This window comes from Nocardia arseniciresistens (genome assembly GCF_046764875.1).
In the GTDB taxonomy this organism is placed as follows: domain Bacteria; phylum Actinomycetota; class Actinomycetes; order Mycobacteriales; family Mycobacteriaceae; genus Nocardia; species Nocardia arseniciresistens.
On record NZ_JBKORD010000009.1, the window covers coordinates 74,838 to 91,229 of the forward strand.

At 62.6% G+C, this 16,392-nt stretch carries 14 protein-coding genes and 2 pseudogenes; 7 read left to right on the forward strand and 9 right to left on the reverse strand.

From position 1 onward, the window contains the following. Positions 1–181: 181 nt before the first annotated feature. Positions 182–823, reverse strand: a complete 642-nt coding sequence (locus ACLMAJ_RS17895) for a TIGR03085 family metal-binding protein (RefSeq protein ID WP_412014858.1) — start codon at positions 821–823, stop codon at positions 182–184. Between the two features lie 226 nt (positions 824–1,049). Between ACLMAJ_RS17895 and ACLMAJ_RS17900 the strand changes: the two genes are divergently transcribed. Then, entirely contained in the window at positions 1,050–1,565 is a 516-nt protein-coding gene (locus ACLMAJ_RS17900; RefSeq protein WP_412014859.1) for an MmyB family transcriptional regulator, read from the forward strand. Between the two features lie 702 nt (positions 1,566–2,267). Beyond that, positions 2,268–2,429 carry a hypothetical protein gene (locus ACLMAJ_RS17905; RefSeq protein ID WP_412014860.1) on the forward strand — a complete coding sequence of 54 codons (162 nt, stop codon included), beginning with the start codon at positions 2,268–2,270 and terminating at the stop codon, positions 2,427–2,429. A gap of 132 nt (positions 2,430–2,561) precedes the next feature. Here the strand turns inward: ACLMAJ_RS17905 and ACLMAJ_RS17910 are convergent, their stop codons facing one another. The 4 genes and pseudogenes from ACLMAJ_RS17910 to ACLMAJ_RS17925 all read right to left on the reverse strand — a co-directional run bounded on the left by ACLMAJ_RS17910 (position 2,562) and on the right by ACLMAJ_RS17925 (position 6,298). Next, complete coding sequence (locus ACLMAJ_RS17910) at positions 2,562–3,464, reverse strand: helix-turn-helix transcriptional regulator (RefSeq protein ID WP_412014861.1); 903 nt, start codon at positions 3,462–3,464, stop codon at positions 2,562–2,564. Positions 3,465–3,578: 114 nt separating this feature from the next. Then, a complete protein-coding gene (locus tag ACLMAJ_RS17915; protein ID WP_412014862.1) occupies positions 3,579–5,150 on the reverse strand; it encodes a recombinase zinc beta ribbon domain-containing protein in 1,572 nt (523 codons plus the stop codon). 44 nt (positions 5,151–5,194) lie between these two features. Continuing rightward, a pseudogene (locus ACLMAJ_RS17920) lies at positions 5,195–5,386 on the reverse strand (transcriptional regulator); the annotation flags it as partial. A 189-nt stretch (positions 5,387–5,575) separates the two neighbouring features. Then, positions 5,576–6,298 carry a hypothetical protein gene (locus ACLMAJ_RS17925; RefSeq protein ID WP_412014863.1) on the reverse strand — a complete coding sequence of 241 codons (723 nt, stop codon included), beginning with the start codon at positions 6,296–6,298 and terminating at the stop codon, positions 5,576–5,578. Between the two features lie 352 nt (positions 6,299–6,650). Here ACLMAJ_RS17925 and ACLMAJ_RS17930 point away from each other — a divergent pair, with 352 nt between their 5' ends. Both ACLMAJ_RS17930 and ACLMAJ_RS17935 read left to right on the forward strand, forming a co-directional pair. Then, a complete protein-coding gene (locus ACLMAJ_RS17930; RefSeq protein WP_412014864.1) occupies positions 6,651–8,099 on the forward strand; it encodes an MFS transporter in 1,449 nt (482 codons plus the stop codon). A gap of 157 nt (positions 8,100–8,256) precedes the next feature. Beyond that, on the forward strand, positions 8,257–9,852 hold the full coding sequence (locus ACLMAJ_RS17935; protein WP_423251575.1) for a GMC family oxidoreductase: 1,596 nt from the start codon (positions 8,257–8,259) through the stop codon (positions 9,850–9,852). A gap of 229 nt (positions 9,853–10,081) precedes the next feature. Here the strand turns inward: ACLMAJ_RS17935 and ACLMAJ_RS17940 are convergent, their stop codons facing one another. Together ACLMAJ_RS17940 and ACLMAJ_RS17945 are read right to left on the reverse strand one after the other, a co-directional pair. Then, on the reverse strand, positions 10,082–11,851 hold the full coding sequence (locus ACLMAJ_RS17940) for a BCCT family transporter (protein WP_412014866.1): 1,770 nt from the start codon (positions 11,849–11,851) through the stop codon (positions 10,082–10,084). A gap of 276 nt (positions 11,852–12,127) precedes the next feature. Beyond that, positions 12,128–12,475 carry a DoxX family protein gene (locus tag ACLMAJ_RS17945; protein WP_412014867.1) on the reverse strand — a complete coding sequence of 116 codons (348 nt, stop codon included), beginning with the start codon at positions 12,473–12,475 and terminating at the stop codon, positions 12,128–12,130. 134 nt (positions 12,476–12,609) lie between these two features. On the opposite strand from ACLMAJ_RS17945, the gene ACLMAJ_RS17950 reads away from it, so the two are divergent. Then, positions 12,610–13,488: a sigma-70 family RNA polymerase sigma factor gene (locus ACLMAJ_RS17950; protein WP_412014868.1), complete on the forward strand. Its 879-nt coding sequence runs from the start codon at positions 12,610–12,612 to the stop codon at positions 13,486–13,488. 14 nt (positions 13,489–13,502) lie between these two features. Here the strand turns inward: ACLMAJ_RS17950 and ACLMAJ_RS17955 are convergent, their stop codons facing one another. After that, entirely contained in the window at positions 13,503–13,853 is a 351-nt protein-coding gene (locus ACLMAJ_RS17955) for a DoxX family protein (RefSeq protein WP_412014869.1), read from the reverse strand. A 1,042-nt stretch (positions 13,854–14,895) separates the two neighbouring features. Between ACLMAJ_RS17955 and ACLMAJ_RS17960 the strand changes: the two are divergent. Together ACLMAJ_RS17960 and ACLMAJ_RS17965 are read left to right on the forward strand one after the other, a co-directional pair. After that, positions 14,896–15,228 (forward strand): annotated as a pseudogene (locus ACLMAJ_RS17960) (transglycosylase family protein); the annotation flags it as partial. A gap of 191 nt (positions 15,229–15,419) precedes the next feature. Further along, entirely contained in the window at positions 15,420–15,866 is a 447-nt protein-coding gene (locus tag ACLMAJ_RS17965; protein WP_412014870.1) for a nuclear transport factor 2 family protein, read from the forward strand. A gap of 151 nt (positions 15,867–16,017) precedes the next feature. On the opposite strand, the gene ACLMAJ_RS17970 is transcribed toward ACLMAJ_RS17965, so the two are convergent. After that, a complete protein-coding gene (locus ACLMAJ_RS17970) occupies positions 16,018–16,356 on the reverse strand; it encodes a hypothetical protein (protein WP_412014871.1) in 339 nt (112 codons plus the stop codon). Positions 16,357–16,392: the final 36 nt, after the last annotated feature.

Here is a 16,392-nt window from a genome sequence, read left to right on the forward strand (position 1 = left end):
TCGAACGGGTGGCTCTCGATCAGATTCCATCCGTTGGCGACGGCATCGACGAGGGCGCGTGAGAAGAAGTGGACTACGAACCCGCCGTGTTCATCGGTGTGATCGAAAGGTATTCGGCACCTTGAAGTACCAGCGCGGTTTCGCGGCGTGATCGCAGACAGCGACGGCCTGGATATAGGTCCTACATGCCGAACCGCGCACGCCGGACGGTGTCCACCGCGTCGGCCGGACCGCTGACTTTCACCTCGGCGGTGCCCCGACGGCCGAAGAGATAAAGCAGCAACTCGCCGGGGGTCCCGGCGATGCGTGCCGCGGGCTCTCCTCGCCGGGCTCTGACGGTAATGGCCGTGCCGGCCCACTCGAGCACCAGTCCCGCGCCGCGCAGACGCCGAGCGAGTAACCATCGTGCACTGCACACGTTGTGCCAGAGTGCCGCATCCAGTGCGGGCACGTTCGTGCGAGAACCGCGACCGTTGGCTCGGCGCACATCCTCATGGTGGACGAAGAACTCATTGAGGTTCGGTACGCGCCGCACCCATCCGTTACGGAACGGACCTCGTGGTGGTCCCGATCGGATCGTCGCCACCAGCGAGCGAAAGTCCGTGCGCGCGAGTGCTGTTCTTCGTCGTTCCGCGAAGCGGCCCCACGCCCCAGGGACAACGAGTCCGGGGCCCGCGAGAGGGTCGTGTTCGCGGAGCACGAGGTGCGCGGCGAGATCACGCGTTGTCCACGGCGTGAGAAGTGTCGGTGCGTCAGGGCCGAGTTCATCGAGCAAGTCTGCGAGCTGTTCTCGCTCGATCGCGTCGAAAAGCGGCCCTGCCACACGCGGAAGTATAGCGAGTGCCGAGCCTTGTTCTTTGCTGACGATATCCGGAATTCCGCATTACCGCGTCTGCATACCGCAATTCATCTGGTCGGTCGCCGCAGCTTTTCGACCGACCAACGGCTGCGATCAGGTTCATATACGACATAGGTCTGTATTTCGATGTGGACACGATATCGAAAACTGTCGATCGAGCTCACCGCGCCCAGCACACACTCGAAACTGGATGAGCCATCTCGACGACCTCCAGCACCTAGGCGTACTCGCCGCATATCTCGACCCGATCTGGAATGTCTTGGCCTGCAACGATCTTTTTCTCTCGACTATGCCCGGCCTCGAAAGAACCTACTCGATCGGGGCATGGCTCTTCAGCCCCATCGCTAAAGAGGTTTGGGTCGACTGGGAGAAGGAGGCCGCATGGAATGTCGCCTACAACAAAGCAATCCTCGGGCTCTACCGAAACTCTCAACAAGCCCGCGACCTCATACGACGCCTCAGCCCCAACAGCGAATTCCGTCGCCTGTGGGCGTCGAGCGTCGACGTGAACTACAGCCGCGACAGCGATAGCTTGCTCCACGTCCGCCACCCCCCGAACAGCGAAGTTGCGTCCTACCGGCTCAGCATCGCTCCCATGGTCGAGGACATGACGGTGCTGCTCGTTATCGCAATCCCCAAGGCTTACTCCGGCCCCCGAAACCCCAGCACAGCAGATACATGGACGCGGACCGTCGACACGCTGTGAATCGACACTGATTGGTACATGATGACATCGCTCGCAGATCTCTGATGTGAGGTAATCGAGCCTCACCCGCCGGAGCTAAGGGGACTCGAACCCCCGACCCCTCGACCAACAGAAATCGCAGTTCAGCGGCCCATCGACATCCTCTCTCGGTCGAGTTACACACCGTTTCGCGGCATTTCAGGTCATTTCACGACAATTGACGCCCGGTTTCTAATGACGCGTAAACAACATAAATAAGGCCGTCCAGAACAACCCGGAGCTCAACTCTCGGCACACTGATCGCTGCATCGAAAATAACGAAATCACTAACAATCAGATTTCATAGAAGGCGGGGATCACAGACCAGGACAGAAATGACCCCCATGTCAACTCAGCACGACCACATGCCCGCTCGCTCAGCGTCGGTGGTCACAGGACTTCCACTCCCCGAACGCCTATAACGGCCCCTTGACAGGCGCGGTGGCGAACACATCGACAGCGGAGTTAAAGTGAAGTCGGGAGAATCAGCCGACGGGCGCGAAAGCGACAGCCCATGCCTTCTCCCCACACCCCTCAACCCGATTTCGCCGCAACCGATCTCGGCAACGGCCATCCGAGCATCTTCACCACACCCAACCCCGCACCACCAGCGGGACAACTCCGCGCCCGCGAAAACCGCTGCCAACGTTCGACAGTCGCCGTTCACACCACCCCGAACCGCCGATGACGATGGCGGAAAACAACTCTCACGCACGGGACTGGACACCCGAGGAACTCGCCTACATCGAAAAAGTACAGGAAACGCTGGCCGGACCACTGACCGAACGCCAGCTCACACTTCTCCGACGCTGGTGGAACGGCGGCTACCGCTCACAACAAGACTGAACAGACCTACAGATCAACACAGGCAAGACTTTCAGGCCCGAGGTTCCAGACAGTCCGCACGCACGACCCGTCTCGGCTCACCAACCGCTGCGCGCGACCCATCCCAGTACTCGCTCCACAACCCGCACTCCCCTACCCCACCTCAGCATGGAACCGCTCCCGATGCTCCACCCACGGACGCCGACGTTCCAACTCCGACATCGCCAGCAACTCACCCAACTTCGCCCACGCCACCTCATCGACCGGCGTGTACACCTGCATCCACGCATGCGGCAACCCCGGCAGCGACATACTCGTCAAAAACATCTCCAACTCCCCCACCGCCAAATTACGGACCTGCTTCGTACGACTCACCGGCACCGCCACATCATTAAGCGCCCACAACGACGCGAAACTCTCACTCTCCGAACACAACTCCGCAATGAAATCCTCCCAGCCCGGATCACCCAGATTCTTTCCGTACGCACCACGCAGATAACCCACCATGCGACGCAAGTCATCCCAATTGTGCTGATAGGTATTGCAGCATTCCGGTGTCAGAAACACCCGGCGAGCCACGTTACGTTCACCGGTCAGGAAGCCTGGACACAACGCCTCATACGCCTCGTTATGCGCCAACACGTCATACCGCGCACTCAACACCACCCCCGGCAACGGCGCCAAATGATCCAAAATCACCTGAAGCTCTTCCGGCAGAGCAGTACCCGCATCCGCGGTCGGCACTGTCGGCACATCCGCCAACCGATACAAGTGCGCCTTCTCCGCAGCATCCAACGACAGCGTCCGTGCGACCGAATTCAACACCTGCACACTGACATTGATATTTCTGCCTTGTTCAAGCCACGTATACCACGTAATTCCTACCCCAGCTAATTGCGCGACTTCCTCTCTCCGTAACCCGGGGGTGCGTCGCCGAGGCCCCGCAGGAAGGCCGACATCGTCCGGTGAGATCCTGGCGCGACGGGACTTCAGGAAAGCTCCCAGCTCTGAACGCCGAGCTTTGCGGACTGCCTGAACATCTACAACACCGCTCATGTAGTGATCTTCCCTCTTTTCACTTACAGTATCCAGGTGCTGGCACTACCAGTATCAACCAGATACTGCACAAGGCGTCCCTCCAGGGAACCGTCTACCGACGAGCGAAACCGGTTAGGCGACTAGGGGTTCTATCTTGATCGTGTCCACGCCAGCACCGACAGCAAATCCCCGGCGCTTACCAACCGCGGACAACAGCGTCACGCTAACCAACGAACGGATGATGTCTCGCTTCGCCTCTAGCGGTGTGATTTCCGGATCGTGCCACTTTGCGCGCGCATCTGCTCCCGCCGCGGCAACAACATGCGGCATCGGCAGCGCCGCCTGAGCGCGGCGCTCTGCGGCATCGATCAAGGGGGCCTTCTTCGCTCTGTACAGCGCGATCTCTTTGGGTGACAGGTCGGCATCGATCGCGTCGCTCAACCATTTCTCGTACGCGTCTCGTAGCCCACGCGCCTCCGCAAGGGCTTCGATTGCTTCATCGTCTGTCCGGACCAACGACGCGAGCAGATCCGGATCTTCGAGACGTCGCAGAATCACCTCTTCGACAACGGCATCAACCAAGTCCGCCTTTCGCGTCACGCAACTGTTGTGCCTGCACTGATAGTAACGACGGCGGTCCGGGCAACGTCGAGACACGGCGGGACCGCCACACTTCCAACACCAAATGAGTCCGGACAACAACCACTTTGGTGTGCTGCCCCGGAATGAACCTCGCTGCGGATCATTGAGGATCAGCTTTAACCGCTCATGCTCCTCCACTGAAATCAGTCCGTCCCACGTGGCCTTGAGAGTCAACCGATTCCCGTCTTCGTCGACGTGCACACGCAAACCCGCCGCCGCTTCATTGAGGAGGACACGCTTAACCATGTCGCTGTCCCACTTGGTGCGCCACGTCTTCGGACAAGGACATTTACGCCGATCAACCTTCTGAATAACGCGCCGGCCATCTTTCACTGAGCACCGGTTACACGGAAATGACTTATCGTGACTGGGAATCGGCACGCCCCGAGCTGTAAGCCAACGGCCGATACGGTAGGTCTTCTCCAAATCTGAAGCACGCCTCGCCATTTCGCGAAAGATCGGTCCGTTCTGCGGACATTCGGCACGCCTCACAGCCTTGCCTCGCCGATAGATGATCTCGAAACCGAAACTCTCCGGACCATGCGGCTTGCCGTCAGCAAGGTTCTGAGCTAGTGCCCGCATCGAGTCGATCCGGTTACGTTCAGGCGCATGCTCATCCTCGACCGCATCTTGCGCAACACGCTTGCGGTCATCGGGATCATTCATGTCGTACAGCACGCCGCCGTAGTACCAATACACGCCGAACTCCGCGCAGAGCTCGCGCAATTCGGACATGTCGCCGATCTTTCGGTTCGCACGCGACGAAGACCAATTGACCAGCACGCCACCCCGGGCATCCCCGCACTTAACCCGGCGAGCGACAGCAGCCAGTTCCTGGCGCAACTCCTCACGGCCAGGCCGAGCCTTCCGAGAGTGCCGGGTCGCACCCACCGCACCCTCGTCGATCACCTTGCACACGTTCCAATCAAACCGGGCACACTCTGCACGCCCCCAGGCAATCTGCTCCTTGGGGGAACGCTCGTTCCTATGCTTACCCGCCTTGGAAACACGCGCTTGGATGACGGCCGCCAAACCGGGAAAATCCTTGGGACTCAGAGGCATAACCCCAGGCTAGGCAATGGATAGGTCTTTCGCTACTACACGCACGTGTACCACGTCACGCCGATTCCGGCTAACTGCGCAACCTCCTCGCGACGCAGACCTGGCGTACGCCTGCGAGGTCCCGGAGGCAGTCCCATATCTTCCGGTGAGATCCTGGCGCGACGAGCCTTCAGAAAGGACCCCAACTCAGATCGTCGAGCTTTGCGCGCGGCCTGGACATCAACAACACTGGTCATCCAATGATCGTCTCGCACTTCACTAGCGGTATCCAGGTGCCACCAGTACCCGTATAAGCCTTCCGACTGACTGAGCGCTCGCAAACCGCCGCCCCCGGTCACGCGACCAAGCGTTCGACCTTGATCGTGTCGACACCGGCGTCCACCCCCACCCCTTGCGCTTACCGCGCGCCGACAAGATCGTGACCCTCACCAACGAGCGAGCTTCTCCGCGACCAAGTCCAAGACCGCATGGTAGACATCCCGATCAAGCGCTTTCTGATCTTCGGACAGATCGGGATACAAGCGCATCTGCACATCCGTAGCGGCGTCATTGCGTAGCAACCATTCCTCGTGGATCTCGCTGTACGCGTGTGCGACGAACTCCGTGCGACCCGGGTCACGCCCTGCCCGCAGCTCGGCGAGTATCCGCTCCACGGTCACCCGCGCCGACTCCACGTTGTTCCGCTGCCAATCCTTGGGTAGCTCGTGATTGGGCATATTGGCGATGTCCACGATGTCGGTCCCGTGCGCGGCGATCCAGTCCTCGTCGATCGCTCGTTTCGGCCTGGCGGCGTACGTTCCGTTCGGTAGCAACCTCGTCGAACGCCAATTCTCGTGCAGCCGAGTCGCCAGCTCAGCGATCAGCTCATCGGCGCGCGACTCCAATGCCCGAACCGCCGAGGGGGCCACCGCGAATGAGTGCCGCTGGTACCGACCTTCCGGGTAGGGGCCCTCCGCCGACAACCGAGCCTGAATGTCTGGGTCATCCAACCGACGGGCACGAAATTCGGGTTCGGCCAACATTCGCGTATGAATGTCGGGTTCCTCCACCGACAACCGATGACGATGGGTGTGGTCCTGCATCAAACGATCACGAAAGTCGGGGTCGTTCAACAATCGAAGGCGCAGGTCGATGTCCGTTCCACCCACGGTGGCCGCGGTATCCTCCAAGCCTCGGATATGCCCGCGTTCCCAATCCGACGTCGCCGACGAAGCCGAATGAAGCAGACCGGCAATGTGACTTTTGAGCTGACGGAGTGCCTGACAGACCCCGATCACGAAATCTCCACCTCACACCGAGCACCACTGTCTGTTCGAGATACCACAGTCGAGTTGTCCGCTCCAACCCACCACTCCGACAATGGGATACATCTGCGATGCCGAGCACATCGCTGACGCCGGTCACGGAGGAAGCCGAGAAACCGGACCCTAACCGGGTGTTGCCGGTACCAGTTTTACTGGGCTCCTGTTACTGGTGTCGAATCCGCTGCAAGCTCAGTGCATGACCCAGACGTTGTCACCGGGTTCGGCCAAGGCGACACCCGCCACGCCGGCTCCCCCAGCACCTCCCGCGTACAGCCCGCGGCGCACCATCGCCATTCTCGCCGTCATCCTGACCGGGCAGTTCATGGCGGTGCTCGACGCCTCCATTGTCAATGTCGCGATTCCCTCTATTCGTACCTCGTTGCACACGAGCGGCTCGGCATTGCAGCTGATCGTCGCCGGATATGTCATCGCCTACGCCGTGCTGCTGGTCACCGGAGCCAGGCTGGGTGATCGGTTCACCCAGCGCCGCACCTTCATTGCCGGTCTCGCTCTGTTTACGATCGCCTCGCTGGCCTGCGGGTTGGCCTGGAACGAAGACGCATTGATCGTGTTTCGATTCTTACAGGGGGTCGGTGCGGCGGCCATGGTCCCGCAGATCATGACCCTCATCCAGCGGAATTTCACGGGCAATGCCAGGGCCAAGGCGCTGAGCACGTACTCCGCGATCATCTCCGGCGGCATGGTGGTCGGGCAGGTGGCGGGCGGCCTGATCGTCAACGCCGACCTCTGGGGCAGTAGCTGGCGCGGCGTGTTCCTGGTGAACGTGCCGATCGGCATCGTGCTGCTGCTACTCGCGCCGCGCGTATTGCCTTCGGACAGCCCGCGATTCGACAGGAAGCTCGACCTGGCCGGACTGGCGATGCTGACGGTCTCGGTGCTGCTGCTCGTGCTGCCGCTGGTGCTCGGCCATGACCAGGACTGGCCACTGTGGACGTGGATCACCTTGGGCGCCAGCGTGGTCGGTGTCGCGGCGTTCATCGTCATCGAACGCGCCGTTGCCGCACGTGGCGGCGAACCGTTGTTCGCACAGCGGGTTTTGCAGGCTCCCGGGCTGGTACTCACCGCCGCAACGTTGTTCGTGATCATGGCGACCTTCGGCGGCTGGATGTTCGTGATGGCCATCCACCTGCAGAGCACCCTCGGCTACACCGCACTGCATGCCGGACTGCTGTTCATCCCGATGGGCGTCACCTTCGCGCTGGCCAGTCTGAACTGGGAACGCATTCCACATCGCTTCCAGGCCATCATGATTCCGCTCGGACTGGTGCTCGGCGCGACCACAATGGTGACACTCGGCATGATGCTGCGCACCGGTGGCGATTTCGGTCCGCTGCCGCTGACGATCTTCGCCATCCAAGGCATCGGATTCGGACTCGCGTTCAGCCCGTTGATGACTCGCACCCTGGCCAAGATCCCGATGTCTCTGGCCGCGGATGCGAGCGGAATCCTGGTCACCAGCGTGCAGCTCGGCATCGTCGTCGGGATCGCCTGCTTCGGCACCGTGTTCCTCGGTCTGGTCGGTGCCACCGGGTTGTCGGCCGCCCACGCGCTTGGCACCACCGCTATCGCCGAGGGCGTCGCGGTACTGGCCGCCGCAGCGCTCTCGGCCCGCGCGTCCCGCTGAGCAGTACCCGGTTCGCGGGAGCCGACCGCTGAGTGTCAGCGGTCGGCTCCCGCGGTTTGCTGTCCAGAATTCAAGGAAAGTGAACCGGGCGCCGCCCGATCCTCGTATGTTTGCTGTACGGAGTGTCGATCGGAGTGGGACAGTGCAGACAGCTGGGATTACCGCGGACTACGTGATTGTCGGCTCGGGGTCCGCTGGTGCGGTCCTCGCCAACCGGCTCAGCGACGACCCCGGCACCACGGTGGTGTTATTGGAGGCGGGGCCGCCCGACAAGAACAAGTTCGCGCACATTCCGGCCGCCTTCTCGAAACTGTTTCGTACAGAAGTAGATTGGGACTATCTCACCGAGCCGCAGCCGGAGCTGAAGAACCGGCAGATCTATTGGCCGCGCGGGAAGATGTTCGGCGGGTCGTCGTCGATGAACGCGATGATGTGGGTCAGGGGATTCCGCGCCGACTACGACGAGTGGGCGCTGCTCGCGGGCGAGGAGTGGGGGTTCGCGGCCGCGGTCGAGCAGTACCGACGCATAGAGAATGTCGAAGAGGCCCAGTATCCGGACGAAGGGACGGCCGGGCCGCTGCATATTTCGCGGCAACGCAGTCCGCGCGCGTCGACCGCCGCCTACCTGACGGCCGTGCAGGAGGCCGGGTTCGCGGTGGAACCGCCGAACCGGCCACAGCCGGACGGGTTCAGCGAAACCATGGTCAACCAGCGTGCGGGCCGACGCTGGAGCACAGCGGATGGCTATCTGCGCCCGGTGCTGCGGCGGCCGAACCTGACCATACGGACCGAGGCGCTCGCCTCCAGGGTTGTTTTCGAGCGCGATCCGGCAGCAGCTCCCCGCGCGGTCGGCGTGGAATACCTGCAGGGTGGCACCTCACACATGGTGACGGCGCGGCGCGAAGTGATCCTCTGCGGTGGCGCGATCAACAGTCCGCAACTGCTCATGCTCTCCGGCATCGGCGACAAAGATGAGCTGGCACGGCACGGCATCGAACTCGTGCACCATGTACCGGAGGTAGGTGCGAATCTGCAGGACCACCTGGTCTCCGGCATCGGCTATGGCGTCGAAGGCGATTCGCTCTTCGCCGCGGAAAAGCCGAGGCAGCTGCTGGACTACCTGATCCGGCATCGCGGCATGCTCACCTCCAATGTCGGCGAGGCGTACGGGTTCGTGCGCAGCAGGCCCGATCTCGACCTGCCCGACCTGGAATTGGTTTTCGCCCCCGCCCCCTTCTACTACGAAGGTCTGCTCGACCCCACCGAGCACGGAGTCATCCTGGCGACCGTCCTGTTGCGCCCGCACAGCCGTGGCCGCATCACGCTCGCCTCGGGCGATCCCACTGCGAAACCGGTGATCGATCCGAGGTACCTCTCCGACAACGCGGGCGCCGACCGCGCCGCGATCATGTCGGGCCTGCGTACCTGTGCCGAACTCGCGGCCGCGCCCGCGATGAAAGCGGTCCTCGGCTCGTTGATCTACCCGCCGCAGGCGCCGATCGACATGGAGGGAACCCTCGAACTCGCCTTGAACGGCTACTCCCATACTCTCTACCACCCGATCGGCACCTGCCGGATGGGCACCGACGAAGCCAGCGTTGTCACGCCGCGCCTGGAAGTTCGTGGCGTGCAAGGGCTTCGGGTCGCCGATGCGTCGGTGATGCCGCTACTGATCCGCGGGCACACACATGCACCGAGCGTGTTCGTCGGCGAGCAGGCAGCCAAGTTCATCGGCGCCGAGCGCGTGCGCTGACCGGCGTCGACTGCGTCCAGCACCGCGCCGTTATCGTCCCCGCGTCTGGTTCGGCAGCCGAGTGGACGGCCATGGTGTCGACCAATCGAGCCAGGCCGCCGGTATCGCTTCGTTTGCTCGATACACCGTTCGGAACGCGGGCTCATCGAGCCGAGCAGCGGCGTGCCGCTGGAGGCGAGGGTGTCGCGATCGCGCAGCGGCACCACCGAGGTGGTGCCGCTGCGTGCCGCTAGAGCTCGCTCGCTATTGACCGGGTTTCGTTGCCTGGCACAGGTTCTGGGCTGGGCGCTGCTGTTCGGGGGGCGGCTACCGCCTCCGTGACGAGCCCGAAATCGCTGTCATGGCGCTCCTGGCCCTGTACTACAGCACCTTCGACGAGCTCGGCGCCGCGCTTTTCGCGCAGGATCATCGGGTCCGTACTCACGTCTTTGTACAGCGAGACGCACAAGAGACCCATCACGATCACGAACGGCAGCGCCACCACCGTTGTCAGAGCTTGCAATCCGGTCAGTGCGCCACCGAGGTCGCCCGCGTCGGCGATGATGAGCATAATCGCGGCGACGGCGCCGGTCGCGGCTCCCCAGAAGACCACCGTCGCCTTGGACGGTTCGATGCTGCCCTTCTCGGACAACGTACCCATCACGATCGATGCGGCATCGGCACCGGAAACAAAGAAGATGCCAACGAGAACCATCACCAGGCCAGCGGTCACCGACGCGATCGGATAGTGGTCGAGCAGGCGAAACAGCGCGAAGGTCTCGTTGACGGATCCGTTCGCCTCGGTCAGGTCACCGGTCTGGCCCTGCTGGAAGATCGCGGTGCCACCGAAGATCACGAACCACACCAGGCTGACGATGCTCGGCACCAGCAGAACACCGGTCACGAATTGACGGATGGTGCGACCGCGGCTGATCCTGGCGATGAACATGCCGACGAACGGCGTCCACGAGATCCACCACGCCCAGTAGAAAATAGTCCAGCTCGACAGCCATGTCTTCATGTCCTCGCCACCGGTCGCCGCGGTACGCGAGGCCATCTTGGGCAGCATGGAGATGAAGTCGCCCAGCGAGGCAGGCAGGAGGTTGAGCATGAACAGGGTCGGGCCGGCGACGAACACGAACAGTGCGATGAGCACGGCGAGCACCATGTTGATGTTCGACAGCCACTGGATTCCACGGTCGATTCCGGAGACAGCCGACACAATGAACGCAATGGTCAGGACGGTGATGATGGAGACAAGACCGACCTTCCCGATCGAGTCGACCCACCCGTTGAACTCCATGCCTGCGCCGATTTGCAGTGCGCCGAGCCCGAGTGAGGCAGCCGACCCGAAGAGCGTCGCGAAGATCGCCATCATGTCGATCGCGCGGCCACCGATACCATCGGCGCGTCGTCCGAGAATCGGCCGGAACATCGACGAGATCAGCTGCGACCGTCCCCTGCGGAAGGTGCCGTACGCGATCGCGAGACCGACCACGGCATAGATGGCCCACGGGTACAGCGTCCAGTGGAACAGCGTCGTTGCCATCGCGACTTCGGCGGCCTCGGAGCTTGCCGGCGCGGCAGTCCCCGGCGGTGGCTTCATATAGTGCGACAGTGGTTCGGCGACGCCCCAGAACATCAGGCCGATGCCCATGCCCGCGCTGAACATCATCGCGACCCACGATGTGGTCCGGAATTCCGGCTTCTCGTCGTCCGCGCCGAGCGGGATCTTGCCGTACCGACTCGCCGCCAGCCAGATGACATACACGACAAAGGCCGAAGCGATCAGCACGAACAGCCAGCCGGTGTTGGTGATTACCCACGACTGCGCATCGGCAGACGCGCTGCCGAGTCCGGTGTGGTCGATGATGCCCCAAGCCACAAAAGCCAAGGAACCGATCGCCGTGACACCGAAGACCAGCCGATCGAGTCCACCGGTCGTCGGTGGCTTTCCTGCAATTTCTTCGGGTCTCTCGTCTGATTTATCGGAGTTTCGGTCGGTGTCCGTCGACGACATCGAGTCCTTTCGGGTTCGTGGAACAACAATCACCCTGCGCGTGCGGCCAACCGTACGCGTCGCAATAAGCAACACAGCGCAATATACGCGCGCCAGGGGTGGGAACAAGCCTGAGCAAACCGCAAGAGTGTATGCCTCGACAGCAGCGGCCCAACGTTCTTCGGGTAGAAATGACCGTTTCAATCAATCGGCGGATTCAGGCACATTCGTCCGGGCGAAACGTGGGCTACCGATTCCGTGCGTCTATCGAATGGACCGGCGCAGTGACCAATTCGATCATGCGGCCACGAATAGCCCGAGTGATCCGGCCGCCAAGCCGAGATATGGCAGCGGGTAAGCGATGTCGGAGTACCAGCGAGCGTGCAGGATGGTGATAACAGCGCCGAGGAAGTACAGGATCAGACCGACCGCGGCGGCCACGCCTAGGACCGGGATGACGAGGCCTACCAGCAGACCGAGAGCGCCGAGTGCCTCGAGCGCCGCCAGCAGGCCGAGCATTCGTTCGGGGATGCCGTAGTTCTCCATATTGTCGCGCAGCCACTGTGGCCGAATCACATCGACGACCGCGGCGCTCGATGCGGCCAGCGCGGCGAGGACGGTGACGATGACGTAGGCGATGTGCATGGGAAATACCCTTCTGTTGGGCGGCACCGCGCGTCTGCGATCGTGGTGTAGCACTCGCTGCGCCGCACCGCGGTCACTCGAGCGGTGTTGTGTTCGTCATCCAGATGACGGATGGCGGCGAGGAAAGGTGACCGATGCATTCACAGGACCTGCTGGCGCGGCAATTCGAAACGCAGCGCGGCCACTCGATGTCGGTTGCCTATCGGATGCTCGGTTCGTCCAGCGAGGCCGAGGATGCCGTCCAGGAGGCGTGGCTGCGGTTGGCGCGGTCCGACACCAGTGGCGTGGAGAACCTTGCCGGCTGGCTGACGACCGTCGTCTCACGGATCTGCCTGGACATGCTGCGCTCGCGCGCGGCGCGGCGCGAGGATCCGATGGAGAGCATTGCCGATCTCGGGGACACGGCCTATGACAGCGATCCCGAACACGAAGCCGTGCTTGTTGATTCGGTAGGCCGCGCACTGCTGGTGGTGTTAGATACGTTGGGTCCCGACGAGCGGGTGGCGTTCGTGCTGCACGATATGTTCGCCGTCCCGTTCGATCAGATCGCGCCGATCGTCGGGCGCACGACCGCGACGACGAAGAAACTCGCCAGCCGGGCCCGATCGCGGGCGCGTGGTGACACGACAGCGTCCAGTATCGAACTCGCGCAGCAGCGGCACGTTGTCGAAGCGTTCCTCGCAGCAGCGCGCAGTGGCGACCTCGACGCACTGCTGTCCATATTGGCACCAGAGGTGGTGCGCACCGCCGATCCGGCCGCATTGCCCGCCGGTAAGGCCTTGGTTGTCCGTGGCGCGCATGTCGTGGCGAAGGAGACCATGCTTCTTCGCCGTCGCTCGCAGATCGCCACCCTGGCCCTTGTCAATGGCGCAGTCGGCATCGTCGTCGCGCCGCGCGGTCGACTACTGCTCGCGCTGACAGTCACGGTGGACGGCGATCGGATCGCGGGCTACGAGGTCTTCGCCGATCCCGCCCGGTTGCGACAGCTCGAGCTGGCGGTACTTCCCGACTAACCCTCAGACCGAAGTCACGCCGTTGCGATACGCAGTGCGAGCACGACGATCGACACGACCAGAATGACCGTAGGCACGGGCAAGCCCTTCCAGTCCTTGGCCTTCGCATGGAACCCGATACCACCGAGGAAGTAGAGAATCAGGCCCACAGCTGCGGCAATCCCGATCGGCGCCAACCACAACCCAACGAGCAGACCGGCCGCACCGGCAAGCAGCAGCGCCGCAAGTGGGTTGAGCCAGCTATCCGGCACACCGATGGCGGCATACCCCTCGACGAACTGCGGACGGCGAGTGATCTTGAAGTAGGCCGACATAGACAACATGGCGGCAAGCAATACCGAAATGATGACGACTGCGACGAACATGGTGCGTCTCCTCGAATGCCACCCCCCGTAACTGTGTCCAATGTAGATCGTCACGACACCCGGCGGCACAGTTCGCGCAAAATGTAGGCGGTGATCATCAGAGCACGGACTACCACCGATGCACCCGCCCGTATCGCGGCCCTGCGCGCGGTGCACGAGGTCGACGGGTACCCGACGGCGTGGCGGCGATTGCGTTGTACGAACGGGCGGGTTGGGGGCGCGTCCACAGTGGGCGGAGTGACTGGATCACCGTCGACGAACATGAGGCGCTGCGGCATTGCTACATCGGTCCGTGAATCCACATGAAATCACTTCGGGGCCATTGCGTCACGTGACGTCAGGGTCGAAAGGTATTGATGGCCAGTCACGTCGGCGCGGCAGGTTGTCGACGGCGCTCAGGAAGACTAGTGGCCAAGCCGGTCTTACGGGCAACGACCAGCGTTCGGCCAGTGCGAGGCCAGATGCCCGGCACGGATTCGAGAGCAACCACGCGACGCCTCGCCGGCCGCCATGCGGCTCAGAAGATCAAAGAATGGGTGCGAGCGGCGGTCATTGAAGGCGAGGTACTCCTAGGACCCCACATCGGCTTTCCAGGCAATCGGACCACGCCAAACCGTACGTACGTACTTTAACGCCCGACAGGTATGCCCCGGGACCGCAGCAGCGCCTCATCGACCATGTGGCACCGAATTCGCAGTGGTCAGGCGTCACCGAACGCGTTGCAAGTCACTATTTCATCGTGATCTCGATCACATAACGTAACAATAACAGCCGATGCCGATATGTCATTTAATTGGCGCGAGCTGCGGAAATGCCACTAGTCTCGACGGCTACTTCAGGCAATTCTCACGTTATCTCAGCGTGATCTTCCGCGACTTCTCCGTTACCGTCGCTGACGGACCGGATCAACATCTGGTTCCGACTCGAATCGCCGAACGCCGGCAACCCTGCCCCACGGTTCGAGGATCCCCGATATTTCCTGGGGGCAGGGACCCGCGTGCAGCTTCCACGGGCCGGTAGGGCGCAGGCAGGAAATCCATATATGTCCAAGAACCGCAAATTCACCACCCGTGCACTCGGTACCGCCGCCGTCATCGGCGCTCTCGTCGCCGTACCGTTCAGCGTTTCCACCGCGACCGCCTCGGCCGACGGCCACAACTGGGACGGCGTCGCGCAGTGCGAGAGCGGCGGCAACTGGGGTATCGATACCGGCAACGGCTTCTCCGGCGGCCTGCAGTTCACCCAGAGCACCTGGGAGGCCAACGGCGGCTACGGCAGCCCGAGCAACGCCAGCCGGTCCGAGCAGATCCGCGTCGCGGAAAACGTGCTGGCCACCCAGGGCGTCGGCGCCTGGCCGGTCTGCGGCGCCTACCTGTAAAGGGCCGCAACACTGGGCACAGCTCCCTCAGAACGGCCTTGTCGCGCGGATTGCGCCGACAGGGCCGTTCTGCGTTGCGGGCCCGGCCCGCACACGCGCTCCAGCGAGCCGATCGGCTCGGACTCTTGATTCCTTGCTCTGACACTGATGGCATTACTGCAACCCGTGTCAGCTCAAGGAGGCACCTCATGTTGTCGTTGCAGGAGATTTCCGATCGCCTGGAGATCCAGGATCTGATGGTCCGCTACTCACACGCGGTCGACACCAAACAGTGGGACCTGCTCGATGAGGTCTTCACCGCCGACGCGCACATCGACTACTCGGCCATGGGCGGCGCGGTCGGTGATGTCGCGTCGACGAAAGCCTTTCTCGCCCAGATGTTGCCGAACTTCCCCGCCTTCCAGCACTTGATCAGCAACTCATCGATTACCGTCGACGGCGATACCGCGACCGGCCGCACGATGTGCCACAACCCGATGCTCGTTTCGAATGGCGATGGACAGCAGCGCATTATGTTCTGCGGCCTGTGGTACCTCGACACCTTCGCCCGCATCGACGACCAATGGCGCATCGCGCGGCGCATCGAGGAGAAGAGCTACATGTATCTGACGCCGCCCACTCCCGGCATGGGCTGACACGGCCGCATCGTCACGGGCTCGCGCAGAGTTGGCGCTGCCCCACCCCGGTTAGAGCAAACCGGGGTGGGGCAGCTGCCCCTCATTCAACGGGCTCGCCCTGAGATCCGGGCACAGATTTGATGAGAGTCTCCTGAGAACGGCCAAGGCGTTATTGCGCATAGGCGCGCGACACCGCGGAGGACAGCAGCTCGAAGAACCCGCTCAGCATCCCGGCATCGTGGCCGGTCTCCCAATTGCACCCCGCCGTCTCCGCCGCCTGACCAGCCTGCGCCAGAGCGGTTTTCACGCTCTCGTCCACCGCAGCGTGCACGGCTTCGATCGGGATTCCGGCTTGCGCGCATCGTGTGACGGCGCGCTCGAACCAGGTCAGGGTCATCGTGCCCGAGGATTCGGCCGCATCCACGAGAACGAGGGCAAGTTCGAATCCTGCCTTGAGTAGTGCATCGGGACTGGCAGCCCGGGCCTCGTCGTGCGGACGCATGGTCATGGGGTGTTTGGCGCGGATACTCCCCCGTTCACGGGG

Bases quoted from the DNA above. Each gene is read 5' to 3' on its own strand.
- ACLMAJ_RS17900 (WP_412014859.1), top strand. From the start codon at position 1,050: ATGAGCCATCTCGACGACCTCCAGCACCTAGGCGTACTCGCCGCATAT.
- ACLMAJ_RS17905 (WP_412014860.1), top strand. From the start codon at position 2,268: ATGACGATGGCGGAAAACAACTCTCACGCACGGGACTGGACACCCGAG.
- ACLMAJ_RS17910 (WP_412014861.1), bottom strand. From the start codon at position 3,464: ATGAGCGGTGTTGTAGATGTTCAGGCAGTCCGCAAAGCTCGGCGTTCA.
- ACLMAJ_RS17915 (WP_412014862.1), bottom strand. From the start codon at position 5,150: ATGCCTCTGAGTCCCAAGGATTTTCCCGGTTTGGCGGCCGTCATCCAA.
- ACLMAJ_RS17930 (WP_412014864.1), top strand. From the start codon at position 6,651: ATGACCCAGACGTTGTCACCGGGTTCGGCCAAGGCGACACCCGCCACG.
- ACLMAJ_RS17940 (WP_412014866.1), bottom strand. From the start codon at position 11,851: ATGTCGTCGACGGACACCGACCGAAACTCCGATAAATCAGACGAGAGA.
- ACLMAJ_RS17945 (WP_412014867.1), bottom strand. From the start codon at position 12,475: ATGCACATCGCCTACGTCATCGTCACCGTCCTCGCCGCGCTGGCCGCA.
- ACLMAJ_RS17950 (WP_412014868.1), top strand. From the start codon at position 12,610: ATGCATTCACAGGACCTGCTGGCGCGGCAATTCGAAACGCAGCGCGGC.
- ACLMAJ_RS17955 (WP_412014869.1), bottom strand. From the start codon at position 13,853: ATGTTCGTCGCAGTCGTCATCATTTCGGTATTGCTTGCCGCCATGTTG.
- ACLMAJ_RS17965 (WP_412014870.1), top strand. From the start codon at position 15,420: ATGTTGTCGTTGCAGGAGATTTCCGATCGCCTGGAGATCCAGGATCTG.
- ACLMAJ_RS17970 (WP_412014871.1), bottom strand. From the start codon at position 16,356: ATGACCATGCGTCCGCACGACGAGGCCCGGGCTGCCAGTCCCGATGCA.